At 59.6% G+C, this 12,131-nt stretch carries 13 protein-coding genes; 9 read left to right on the plus strand and 4 right to left on the minus strand.

The annotated features are described in order from the left end of the window. Positions 1-137: 137 nt before the first annotated feature. From LC354_RS28155 to LC354_RS23120, 3 genes are all read right to left on the minus strand, one after another. Complete coding sequence (locus LC354_RS28155) at positions 138-461, minus strand: transposase (protein WP_223428323.1); 324 nt, start codon at positions 459-461, stop codon at positions 138-140. A gap of 44 nt (positions 462-505) precedes the next feature. Further along, positions 506-811 (minus strand): hypothetical protein, encoded by a 306-nt coding sequence (locus LC354_RS23115; protein WP_223428324.1) that lies wholly within the window; start codon positions 809-811, stop codon positions 506-508. A gap of 64 nt (positions 812-875) precedes the next feature. After that, on the minus strand, positions 876-1,442 hold the full coding sequence (locus LC354_RS23120; protein WP_223428326.1) for a TlpA family protein disulfide reductase: 567 nt from the start codon (positions 1,440-1,442) through the stop codon (positions 876-878). Between the two features lie 25 nt (positions 1,443-1,467). Here LC354_RS23120 and argH point away from each other — a divergent pair, with 25 nt between their 5' ends. The 6 genes from argH to LC354_RS23150 all read left to right on the plus strand — a co-directional run bounded on the left by argH (position 1,468) and on the right by LC354_RS23150 (position 8,613). Next, positions 1,468-2,859 (plus strand): argininosuccinate lyase, encoded by a 1,392-nt coding sequence (gene argH, locus LC354_RS23125; protein ID WP_223428328.1) that lies wholly within the window; start codon positions 1,468-1,470, stop codon positions 2,857-2,859. Beyond that, positions 2,856-3,032 (plus strand): hypothetical protein, encoded by a 177-nt coding sequence (locus LC354_RS23130; protein WP_223428329.1) that lies wholly within the window; start codon positions 2,856-2,858, stop codon positions 3,030-3,032. The genes argH and LC354_RS23130 overlap by 4 nt, the downstream gene beginning before the upstream one ends. Positions 3,033-3,035: 3 nt before the next feature. Next, entirely contained in the window at positions 3,036-3,353 is a 318-nt protein-coding gene (locus LC354_RS23135; protein WP_223428331.1) for a DUF2834 domain-containing protein, read from the plus strand. A gap of 100 nt (positions 3,354-3,453) precedes the next feature. Further along, entirely contained in the window at positions 3,454-4,635 is a 1,182-nt protein-coding gene (locus LC354_RS23140) for a sugar-transfer associated ATP-grasp domain-containing protein (RefSeq protein WP_223428333.1), read from the plus strand. A 60-nt stretch (positions 4,636-4,695) separates the two neighbouring features. Continuing rightward, positions 4,696-5,961 carry a diaminopimelate decarboxylase gene (gene lysA / locus LC354_RS23145; protein ID WP_223428334.1) on the plus strand — a complete coding sequence of 422 codons (1,266 nt, stop codon included), beginning with the start codon at positions 4,696-4,698 and terminating at the stop codon, positions 5,959-5,961. Positions 5,962-6,003: 42 nt separating this feature from the next. Beyond that, complete coding sequence (locus LC354_RS23150; RefSeq protein ID WP_223428336.1) at positions 6,004-8,613, plus strand: TIGR02302 family protein; 2,610 nt, start codon at positions 6,004-6,006, stop codon at positions 8,611-8,613. A 32-nt stretch (positions 8,614-8,645) separates the two neighbouring features. Here the strand turns inward: LC354_RS23150 and LC354_RS23155 are convergent, their stop codons facing one another. After that, positions 8,646-9,458 (minus strand): zinc-ribbon domain-containing protein, encoded by an 813-nt coding sequence (locus tag LC354_RS23155; RefSeq protein ID WP_223428338.1) that lies wholly within the window; start codon positions 9,456-9,458, stop codon positions 8,646-8,648. 153 nt (positions 9,459-9,611) lie between these two features. On the opposite strand from LC354_RS23155, the gene LC354_RS23160 reads away from it, so the two are divergent. From LC354_RS23160 to LC354_RS23170, 3 genes are read left to right on the plus strand one after another with little or no spacing between them, the layout of a single operon-like run. After that, a complete protein-coding gene (locus LC354_RS23160) occupies positions 9,612-10,289 on the plus strand; it encodes a cell division ATP-binding protein FtsE (protein WP_223428346.1) in 678 nt (225 codons plus the stop codon). Between the two features lie 2 nt (positions 10,290-10,291). Next, positions 10,292-11,191: a cell division protein FtsX gene (locus LC354_RS23165; RefSeq protein ID WP_223428350.1), complete on the plus strand. Its 900-nt coding sequence runs from the start codon at positions 10,292-10,294 to the stop codon at positions 11,189-11,191. After that, entirely contained in the window at positions 11,191-11,919 is a 729-nt protein-coding gene (locus LC354_RS23170; protein WP_223428348.1) for a lysophospholipid acyltransferase family protein, read from the plus strand. Before LC354_RS23165 ends, LC354_RS23170 begins: the two co-directional genes overlap by 1 nt. Positions 11,920-12,131 lie beyond the last annotated feature (212 nt).

The raw sequence follows: 12,131 nt of genomic DNA on the forward strand, positions 1-12,131 counted from the left end.
AGACGATGTCATCAAGCAGTACCTGGAATTACATTCCGACAAATGATGCCTCCGGCGTCAGCCGGTGGTCCTTCACTATAACCGTGACTTTATGATGGGAACGCTGGCACATGTCATTTGAGCGGTTATCCTATTTTCTACTTCGAATTGGCAATGCAGCGTGCGAACACTAGCATTCGCTTCGTAGCAAACGACAGTGAACGGCCTAGGGAACCGCTATTGTCGAACATCTGTTCTGCCAGCAGGTTCTTCAGCTTGTCATTCTCATCCTCAAGTACCTTCAGCTTGCGCGTATCCGATATATCCATCCCGCCAAACTTCGATTTGTACTCGCAAAAAGAGGCGGTGCTGTTGCCGTGCTTCTTGCACACCTCAGCGGTCGGGACGCTGCCCTCTTTGCTTCTTGATCTATTGTAATTTGTTCTTCGCTTAACCGTGATCTCTTCATAACCTGTTTGCAAATTGCTGAACGGATCCTACTCAAAGTTGGAGGAGTTTTAAGGCCTCAGGTCACAATGTGTCTGGAGCCTAGCGCCTCAATCGCATGGTTCCGAACCCACTCACAGAACGCATCCGCCAACCTGAACGGCTGGCCCGCAAAGGACTGAATCCGATAGGGCCGTATCGGCTCGGCTTCCTCCGCGCGCATCAAGCCCGTCTTGCGCTTCATCCCAGACAGCAGGCCGCCCATGAACACAGCAATGCATGGGCGGTGCTCAGACCATGTGAACACAGTGACGATAAAACCTTTCAAGTCTTTAAGCGCATAGCGCCAATCTGAAATCCGCACCGCCCCATCCGAAAGCGACATGTTCCATCCTTCCCGATCTGCAGGACGGTTGGAGCAGAAGATACTCGCAAACGAAATTGATGCACTAGCTCGCAGAGTCGGCGATCAGCGTTTTGATGATGGCCTTTGCACTGTCGCTGGACCAGTCTGCATCTCCGCGCAGGCGTGCAATTTCACGGCCTTCGGGGTTTATGATGACCGTGATCGGCAGTCCGAAAATGCCCATTTGGCTTGCCAGCTTTTGCTTGGGGTCCTGATGGCGCGGCAGGTTGCTGATATTGGTTTCCTTGAAGAATTTCTTGATCCCTGCCGGCGAATTCCGTCCGGTGGCGATGGTCACGACCTCGAATCTGTCGCCGCCAAACTCTGTTTGCAGTTCCGACAGCATCGGCATTTCCTTGCGGCATGGCGCGCACCACGTGGCCCAGAAGTTCAGAAGCACGTATTTGCCTTCATAGGCTTCGAGCGTTTGTGTGCCTGCGTCGTCTGCCAGTTGGAAGGCTGCATTTGAAACGGCTTCGGGCGTGCTGTGAAAGACCAGCTTTTTCATGTCTCCGGTGCGCAGCGCCTCGGCGGCTGCCGTGTCAGCGTGGCTGGGAATTGCACCCAAGGCGAGGGCAAGGTAGACGGCGGCAGCAAGTATTCTTTTCATGTCTCTTCCTCAGTGGGGCCATCTCATGACCGATAAATCCGCAAACACAATGTGGGGCGGCCGCTTTGCCGCGGGCCCTGACGCGATCATGGAAGCAATTAACGCTTCGATCGGTTTTGACCAGCGCATGGCGTCCCAGGACATTGCAGGCTCGCGCGCCCATGCGGCGATGTTGTCCGCGACGAACATCTTGAGTGATAAGGATGTGGAGGCGATCCGTGAAGGCCTCCTCACGGTGTTGTCAGAGATCGAAGGCGGAACGTTTCAGTTTTCGACGGCCCTGGAAGACATTCACATGAATGTCGAGGCGCGGCTGAAGGATTTGATTGGCGAACCTGCGGGGCGGTTGCACACGGGCCGGTCGCGCAATGATCAGGTGGCGACAGATTTCAAACTGTGGGTGCGGGACCAGTTTGATGCCGCCGAGGGCGCGTTGTTGTCGCTGATCGCGGCCCTTTTGGATCAGGCGGAGGCGGGCGCGGATTGGGTCATGCCCGGCTTCACCCATCTGCAAACGGCCCAGCCGGTGACGTGGGGCCATCACATGATGGCTTATGTCGAGATGTTTGGCCGCGATCTGTCGCGCGTACGGGATGCGCGGGCACGGATGAATGAATGTCCGTTGGGGGCGGCGGCGCTGGCAGGCACGTCCTTCCCAATCGATCGGGACATGACGGCAGAGGCTTTGGGGTTTGATCGGCCGACAGCCAATTCGCTGGACGCGGTGAGCGACCGTGACTTTGCGCTAGATTTTCTGAGCACAGCCAGCATTTGCGCCATGCACCTGAGCCGCTTTGCGGAAGAATTGGTGATCTGGTCCTCGGCCCAGTTCCGGTTCGTGACCTTGTCGGATCGCTTTTCGACCGGATCGTCGATTATGCCGCAAAAGAAAAACCCGGATGCGGCCGAATTGATCCGTGCCAAGGTGGGTCGCATTTTTGGTGCCAATACGGCGCTGATGATGGTGATGAAAGGGCTGCCTCTGGCCTATTCCAAAGACATGCAGGAAGATAAGGAACAGGTCTTTGACGCCGCCGACAACTGGATGCTGGCGCTGGCAGCGATGGACGGGATGGTGCGGGATATGAGCGCCAATCGCGACAGCCTTGCCGCCGCTGCAGGGTCCGGCTTCAGCACTGCGACCGATCTGGCCGATTGGCTGGTGCGGGTGCTGGGCCTGCCGTTTCGGGACGCACATCACATCACTGGTGCCCTTGTGGCACTGGCCGAATCGCAGGGCTGTGACCTGCCCGATTTGACGTTGGAGCAGATGCAATCCGCCCATGACGGCATCACAGACGCGGTTTTTGACGTTTTGGGCGTGGAAAATTCGGTCGCATCGCGTACATCTTACGGGGGCACTGCACCGTCTCAGGTGCGGTCGCAGGTCGCTCGCTGGAGAAAGGTGATGTCATGATCCGGATTGCAACCGTTATCGCGCTGCTGGGCCTTGTCGCCTGCGGCGTCGACGGCGAACCGCTACAACCCTCCGCCGATCTGAATGTCGCGGTCGGTTCAGACGGAGTCTATACAGGCGGCACCATCGGTCTGACCCGAGGGCCGATCAGTGTCGGCGTTGGAGTATTCTGAACCATGTCACCGGTACGTATGATTTATCTGGGCCTTGCCGTCTGGGGCGCGATCCATCCGATGTATTATTTCATCTCGTGGTTCAACGCCAATGGCTATGACATCATGGCGATGGTGGACGCATGGCATGTGAACGCGGCGACCAGTGGGCTGGTCTGGGATTTGACCATCGCGGCCATTGCCCTGACCGTTTTTGTGGTTGCCGAAGTCTCGGTGCGGCGCAACTGGCTGGCCTTGCTGGCGATTCCGGCGACGTTTTGCATCGGCGTGAGCTGTGGTCTGCCCTTGTATTTGTTTCTGAGGTCGCGCCCGATCGTTTGAATTTTACCTAGATCGGGCAAGAGCGCGCCACGATGTTGTCATTTTGGTTGTACATTCTTTGATAGCAGTACGTGAACTGTGATCAGATCTGGGCGACAAAATGAGCGACGCAAGCATGAACGCGCCTGAGGGCGCGTTGTTGACCGGGCCCGGCGCGCCCCAAAAGCCGAAATCCGCGACGATCGCACAGGTCATGCAGGACCATGGGGTGCACCCATTGAGGCAGATGCGCGAAATTTTCGCCATGCGCAGCGGCAGACAGAAGTTGGGCTCGAACGAGTATTACAGCCTGCGTTTGTATGATCCGGCCATTCCGATGGCTCAAAAGCGCGAGTTTCTGGGGCAGGGCGGGACAAATGTGCTCAATGCAATGATGAACCCGCCGATTGCGGTGCCGACCCGGTCCTTTGTAGGTAACAAATTGCTCTACACCCAACTTCTCGAACAATTGGGCATTCCCACCGCGCGCACGCAGGCCATGGCCAGTGGTCATTTATCAGCGGGAAAGGTTCCCGTCCTGCGCAACGCGGACGCTCTGATACGGTTTCTGCGGGACGAGGCCGTTTACCCCATTTTTGGAAAACCCTATTTTGGGTCCTTGTCCGAAGGATCGGTGCGAATCGATGCGCGCGACGGTGATGTGCTGCGTCTGGCAAATGGCGATGCCCGAAATCTGGCTGACTTCACGGCAGAGGTCATGACCCGCTATCCCGGCGGTTTCTTGTTGCAATCGGCCCTTGATCCGCAGGCGGACATGGCGCGCATCGCTGGCCTCGCAATCGGATGCGTGCGTGTTCTGACGGCCAATGATGGCAGTGGCCCCAAACCGGCCTATGCCATCTGGAAACTGCCTGCACCGACGGCGATGTCCGACAACTTTTGGCAAGATGGCAGCCTGTTGGCTGACCTCGATCTCGAGTGCGGAGCCGTCAAGGCATGTCTGCGTGGCACAGGCCCTGGTGCGCAGATGCTGGCCGAGCACCCCGTCTCGAATGAACCATTGGTGGGTACAACATTGCCATTCTGGTCAGAAACGCTGGAGATTGCGGTGGAGGCTCACGCCGTATTCCCTGAATTTGGGGTTTGTGGATTTGACATTGCCGTCACGAACGAAGGTCCGAAGGTGCTGGAGTGTAACGACAACCCGGCGCATATGCTGTACCAGCTCGCGGCGCGCAGGGGGGTGCAGAACCCTGATCTCGCACCGATCTGGGCGCGCGTCGTGGCGCGCCAGAAAAACCAGGTGGAACGGATGAAAACGGCAATGAAAAAGAGGCGCTAGGTGCTGGGGTCCATTTGCCCAATTGATCTGACTGCGACGCGCCTATAAACGGCGCACAGCATGGATCATTTTCTGTATAAAAACGGCGCTTTGTACGCCGAGGACGTTGCCATCGCGGAGATCGCGGCGGCCGTTGGCACCCCGTTTTATGTCTATTCCACGGCGACATTGCTGCGCCATTTCACCCTGTTCGACGAAGCGTTGGCGAATATGGATCACCTCGTGTGCTACGCCATGAAAGCGGCGAGCAATCAGGCGATCCTCAAGACGCTGGCGCAGGCAGGGGCGGGTATGGACGTCGTGTCGGCCGGCGAATATGCGCGCGCCAAAGCCGCGGGCGTGCCCGGGGACAAGATCGTGTTTTCCGGCGTAGGCAAAACGGCGGACGAAATTCGCATGGCCCTGACCGGCGGCATCCGTCAGTTCAATGTGGAATCCGAGCCTGAGATGGACGTGCTCAACCGCGTCGCAGGCGAAGTTGGGGTCATCGCGCCCATCACAATCCGCGTAAACCCGGATGTCGATGCCAGGACCCATGCCAAGATTGCCACCGGCAAGTCCGAGAACAAGTTCGGCATTCCGATTGCGCGCGCGCGCGAGGTCTATGCAATGGCGGGGGCCATGCCGCATCTCGATGTGATCGGCATCGACGTGCATATCGGGTCGCAGCTGACCGAATTGGCCCCGTTCGAGGCGGCCTATCAAAAAGTTGCGGAACTGACTGAGCAGTTGCGCGCAGATGGTCACAATATTCGCCGTCTCGATCTGGGTGGCGGCCTGGGCATTCCTTATGAACGGACGAACGAGGCGCCACCGCTGCCCATCGAGTATGGCAAGCTGATCGAACGCACGGTCGGCCATCTGGGCTGCGAGATCGAGATCGAACCGGGGCGCCTGATCGCAGGCAATGCGGGATTGATGGTGAGCAAGGTCATCTATGTGAAATCCGGCGAGGGCCGCGATTTCCTGATCCTTGACGGCGCGATGAACGACCTGATCCGCCCCGCGATGTACGATGCCTATCACGATATCATCCCGGTGATCGAGCCCGCCCCCGGCACCGAACAGGCGCCCATCGACATTGTCGGGCCGGTTTGCGAATCTGGTGACACGTTTGCCAAACAGCGAATGATGCCTTCGATTGAGACCGGAGCGCTCGTCGCGTTCCGCTCGGCCGGTGCATATGGCGCGGTAATGAGCAGCGAATACAACACAAGACCCCTGATTCCGGAAGTTTTGGTGCATGGTGATCAATACGCGGTGATCCGCGCACGTCCGACATTTGACGAAATGATAAATCGCGATACCATTCCTAAATGGCTCTAGGCGCTATGGTGCGCCGTGCCGCCGACAAGGGACGCATCACGCATGGCTCATATCTCTCCGCATGACGTTCGACGTGGACTAAGCGCGCTGCGCTGGCCTTTGCGGCTGACGCGGGCGGGTATGTTCGCCGAAAGTCTGTGGCAGGCGACGTGGCCGCTGGTGACGGTCTGCCTTGGAGTGCTGGCTGTGCTGATGCTGGGCCTTCAGGACAGCGTGCTGGTCGAAGTGGTCTGGGGGGCGGCTGTTGTCGCCGTCTTGTCCACGATTGCGACACTGGTCTATGCCTTCGCCCGGTTTCGGATCCCGTCGCGTGCGGATGCGCTCGCGCGGCTGGATGAAACACTGCCGGGACGCCCCATTCAGGCATTGATGGACACGCAAGCCATTGGCGGCAGCGATGATGCGTCACTGGCCGTCTGGCGGGCCCATCAGGCGCGCATGGCGGATCGCGCCGCTCAGGCAGAGGCCGTTCCGGCCGACCTGCGTATTGCGCGCCGTGATCCTTATGCGTTGCGCTATGTGGCCGTGGTGGCCTTTGCGGTTGCGTTGATCTTTGGCTCGATCTGGCGGGTTGGCTCTGTGTCGAACATGGCACCGGGCGCCGGTGACGCATTGGCCTCGGGCCCTGTCTGGGAAGGCTGGGCGGAAAGCCCGCGCTACACCGGGCGGCCTACGATCTACCTCAATGACATCGCGGATGGCGCCTTGGATGTGCCCGCCGGGACGTTGATCACCCTGCGGCTTTACGGTGAAGTTGGTGCGCTTACGGTCGCCGAGACCGTCTCGGGCCGCATGGGCGAGCTGCCGCCTGCATCCGCGCCGGAGCAGGATTTCACAGTCGTGCAATCCGGCGAGATTGCCGTGAACGGGCCGGGTGGTCGCACGTGGGCCGTGACGATCTTACCGGATAACGCACCGGATGTCGTCATCCTGGGCGACCCCGAAGCAAATGCACTCGGCGAAATGACGCTGCCGTTCGGAGCCTCCGACGACTACGGTGTCGAAGCGGGCGAGGCACGTATCGCGCTTGATCTCGGCGCAGTTGACCGCCGCCACGGTCTGACCATCGAGCCCGATCCGCGTGCGCCGATCACGGTTGCCTTGCCGATGCCGATTGCGGGCGACCGCAAGGCGTTCGAGGAAAGCCTGATCGAGGATTTTTCGGAGCATCCATGGGCCAATCTGCCAGTCACCATCACGCTGAACGTGCTTGATGCAGCCGAGCAGCAGGCCGAGTCGCCGCCGCGGGCAATCGTGTTGCCGGGGCGGCGTTTTTTCGATCCGTTGGCAGCGGCCATCATTGAACAACGGCGTGATTTGTTGTGGTCGCGCGGCAATTCCACCCGGATCAGCCAGATTTTGCGCGCCGTGTCGCACCGCCCCGATGACGCGTTTCGCACGGAAGTGGACCAGTTGAGGTTGCGCCGTGCGATCAACCGCCTTGAGACCCTGGCCAGCTATGGCCTGACCGACGAACAACAAGAAGGATTGGCGCAAGACCTCTGGGATTTGGCCCTTGCGATTGAAGAAGGTGATCTGACCAGTGCGCTGGAGAGGTTACGCCGCGCCAAGGAACGTCTGAACCAGGCGATGCGGGACGGGGCCAGCCAGGCCGAAATTGAAGAATTGATGCGCGAACTGCGCCGCGCCACCGAAGACTATATGCAGCAGTTGTCACGTCAGGCGGAGCTGGACGGAGAGCAAAACCAGCAGAACGGACAACCCTCCGACCCGAACGCGATGCAGATGAATCAGGACGATCTGCAACGGATGATGGATCGTATTCAGGAACTGATGGAACAGGGCAGCATGGCCGAGGCTGAGCAGGCGTTGCAAGAATTGCAGGAAATGCTTGAGAACATGCGCGTGACACAGGGTCAGGGTGGCCAAGGCGGGCAAAGCCCGGGTGAACAGGCGATGGAAGGTTTGGCCGAAACATTGCGCGATCAGCAAGGCCTGAGCGATCAGGCATTCCGCGATTTGCAGGAACAGTTCAATCCAAACGGTCAGTCTGGCGAAAATCAAGGCAATGAAGGCCGCAATGGCGGTCAGGGGCAAGGGCAGCAACAAGGTCAGGGCGGACCGGGCCAGGGCGAAGAAAGTGATGGCCAGCAGCGCGGTGAAGGCCAGCAACAGGGCCAGGGCGAAGGTCAGGGCGAAGGCTCGCTGGCGGATCGCCAGCAAGCCTTGCGTGACGAATTGCGCCGCCAACAAGGCAGCCTGCCGGGCGCTGGAACGCCCGAAGGCGATGCGGCGCGTGATGCGCTTGATCGCGCGGGCCGTGCAATGGACGGGGCCGAGGATGCGCTGCGCGAGCGTGACTTCGCCGAGGCCATCGACAACCAATCGCAGGCGATGGAGGCGTTGCGCGAAGGCATGCGCGCCCTGGGCGAAGCGATGCAACAGGAACAGCAAAACGGCCAGCAGGGCCAGGGCATGTCCGACAGCGACCGTCGGGCCGAGGCGCAGGATCCGCTCGGCCGTGACCCGGGATCAAACGGCAGCATCGGCACTGATGAAGGGCTGTTGCAGGGCGAAGATGTCTATCGCCGGGCCCGCGATTTGCTGGATGAAATTCGCCGTCGGTCGGGCGAGGGTGAACGCCCCGATGTCGAGCTGGAGTATCTCAAACGCTTGCTGGATCGCTTCTGAGGCTGCGCGGTGCTGCGGCACCGAGCGGCTTATTATTCGGCGTTCTGGGCCGTGGCGACATTATCCAACCATGTCAACACGCTCGCCACCTGCCCATCCAGCCACAACCGGGCGGAATCGACCTGCGCGACAAAAGTGCTGAGGTAAGGATCTGTCTGTGGCAGGGATTGCGCAATCTGCGGTGCAAAATTGTAAATTGCGATCAAGATCACGGCCAAGAGAATCGTCAGGACAAAACCACGCCCGAAACTGGTGTCTTCTTGCGGCAGATCATCCGTGTAATGGCTGCGTGTTGCGGATGTCCCGGACTGTCTGTCACTGGTCGACCGCAGGGTGGAATTGATCTCTTCTATGTCGGGCAGCAGGTCGCGGCGCGATCCGGGCGGCGTGGTGGCCGCCGGTGTCTCTGACACCGGTTTGGTGTCAATCTCTTTGCCATGGGCAGGGGCGGTCTCCACGCGGGGTTTGCGGGCGCGCACGTCTTTTGGGTCCATGCCACTGTCAAGGCCCAGATCTGGTTGGCTTTCCAGAGATCCGGCCGCTGCGGCGCGTGCCTTGCTTTCCAGTTCCGCTTCTTGTCGCAGGATATCCGCAACCGATGGGTCGAGCGTGCGGCGCACAGGCTCCGAGACCGGTGCAGGCTCTGCACCTTTTGACAATGGGGCAACGGGTTTGGCCTTGTCAGCGGGCGCGTCGTTTGCCTCTTTGCGCGGCGGCAGATTGTCAGGATGAAGTTGATACCAGGTCTGGCTGCAGTTCGAACACTGCACATCCCGTCCGCCGGTTGGGATCACATCATCCGCAACCTCATATTGCGCATCGCAATTGGGGCAAATCAGCCGCATGTCGTTCCCTGTCTCACTCTTGAATCCACCATATGTTGTAGCTCCGGTCCAGAAAAGGCATAAGTTCGAGCGGACCCATGGGGCATTCAGATTGAAACCCAGATGATGCTGAGGCACAACAGGTCCAACAAGTCGAACAGGACGGATACAGGCGTGATCGAGCTGGAGAATGTGGCCTATAGTTACGGCGGGGGCGAGCTCTTGTCGGATATTACCGTCAAACTGGCCCCGGGATCGTTTCATTTTCTGACGGGTCCGTCGGGGGCCGGCAAGACGACGTTTCTCAAGCTGTGTTACGGTGCCTTGTTGCCCACGGCGGGCCATGTCCGGGTGTTCGGGGCTGATGTGCGCACTCTGGAGCGCGATCAGGTGGCGTTGATGCGGCGCAAGGTTGGCGTGGTTCATCAGGATGTGCAGTTTTTGGATCACTTGAGCGTGGCCGACAATGTCGCTTTGCCGCTCACCGTGTCGGGCCGCCATGATGAGGTGGCGGGCCCCGATCTTGGCGAACTGATGACCTGGGTTGGCCTGACAGATCGTGCAACCGGATTGCCGCCCGAGTTGTCCGGGGGCGAGCGTCAGCGCGCGGCCTTGGCACGGGCCGTCATCATGTCACCGGATGTGGTGCTGGCGGATGAACCCACAGGCAACGTGGATTGGGATATGTCCCAACGCCTGTTGCAGTTGCTGATCGAGTTGAACCGAATGGGCAAGACTGTGTTGCTTGCGACCCATGATCTGTCGCTGATCCGGGCCGCCAAGGCACAGGTACAGGCCCGCGTTTTGCGCATCTCGAACCGGCGGGTGCAATTGGCGGGGGCGGATTTGTGATCATCGGCATCCGCTCAATTCCGGCCCTGTTGAAAGGGGATCGTCAGGCAGACCGGGTCGTGCCCCCCAGTGGTTTTACGGCTCAGCTGACGCTGTTTACATCTGCCGCCATGGCATTCCTTGCCGTTTTTGCGCTGGCGCTGTCATTGGCAAGCGGACGGCTTGCGGCACGATGGGGAGAGGAGTTGGCGCAAACCGCCACGATCCGCATCGTGGCGCCGCTGGATCAACGTGCCATGCAGACAGCCGCCGCATTGCGCGTGCTCGAAACGACACCGGGCGTGGCGGAGGCGCGTGCCCTGACGGATGCGGAACAACAAGCGCTGCTGGCCCCGTGGTTCGGACAGGACCTGCCGCTTGATACGCTGCCTGTACCGCGCCTGATCGAGATTACGTCCGAGACGGAGGGCTTTGCCCCGATCGGTCTGCGACTGCGTCTGACGGCGGAAGTGCCGGGGGCCATTCTGGACGATCACGGGCGCTGGCGGGCACCGTTGTTGGCCGCCGCCCAACGGCTGAGGCTGCTTGGCTGGGGGGCCGCGGTGCTGATCCTTGCCGCGGTTGCGGCGATGGTGACGCTGGCCGCCAACGCGGCACTGGCTGCGAACGCGCAGGTGATCCGTGTGTTGCGTTTGGTCGGTGCGACGGACAGCTATATCGCGCAGGCCTTTGTCAGACGCTTTACCTGGCGGGCATTTGCAGGGTCGGTCGCGGGTGTGGTGATTGGCCTCTTGGCGGTGTGGCTGATGCCGACGGGGGGCGACGGGCCCGGTTTTTTGACCGGTATCGGCTTTGAGGGCGCGGGGTGGCTGGTGCCACTGTTGCTCCCCTTCATTTCTGGCGCAATTGCGCTTGTGGCCACGGCTTATGCTGCTGGTCGGGCATTGAGGACGATTTCGTGATGCAATACCTCCGCTCCGTTCTGTTCATAGCGCAGATGTACGCGATGATGCTGGTGATTGGGCTGGCCTATGTCCCCTATGCCGTCTTCAGTCGGGAAGGTGCGCGGGCCTGTTGCAAGGCCTATAGCCGTTGGGTGTTCTGGACGATGCGCTGGATGGTGGGCATTCGAGCCGAGGTACGTGGTGACGTGCCTTCGGGCGAGGTGCTGATCGCGGCAAAACATCAGTCCTTTCTCGATATCATGATGATTTTCACGGCCCTGCCGTCCGCCAAATTCATTATGAAACGCGAAATCCTGTGGACGCCGATTATTGGGTTCTATGCCAAACGTCTGGATTGTGTCGCAGTTGATCGGGGCAAACGTGGTGCTGCAATCCGCAAGATGGTGGAGGACGTGGCGGAAGGTCGGGCGAATGCCGGACAGTTGATCATTTATTCGCAGGGAACGCGCGTGGCACCGGGGGATAAAAAGCCCTACAAGGTCGGGACTGCTGTGCTCTATGAACAATTCGCGCACGCCTGTGTTCCGGTGGCGACGAATGTCGGCGTCTTGTGGCCAAAGCACGGGATTTTGCGCAAACCCGGAACCGCAGTTGTGGAGTTCTTGGCGCCGATCCCCCCGGGCCTGACGCGGGAGGTTTTCCTGTCCGAGCTTGAGGCGAAAGTCGAAGGGCGGTCAGATGCGCTGATGCGGCAAGAGGGATTTGATCCAGATGGAATTCATTGAGAGTACTGAGGCACTAAAGCGTTTTGTGTTTGATCTGAATCGAAAGGGATTCACAGGAAGCTTTTTGTCTGATTCACTTTCCACCTAATGGATCGAAGCCACCGGCTTCTAGCCGGTCCGCTTCAGCGAATCTTTCTCTGATCTTCTCTCCTGAATTTTGAAACCCGCTGTGGCGGTATGGTTTCAAAATTCAGGAGAGAAGATCATGCGTT

The sequence above is a fragment of the Tateyamaria pelophila genome, from assembly GCF_019966495.1.
Classification (GTDB): Bacteria; Pseudomonadota; Alphaproteobacteria; order Rhodobacterales; family Rhodobacteraceae; genus Tateyamaria; species Tateyamaria pelophila.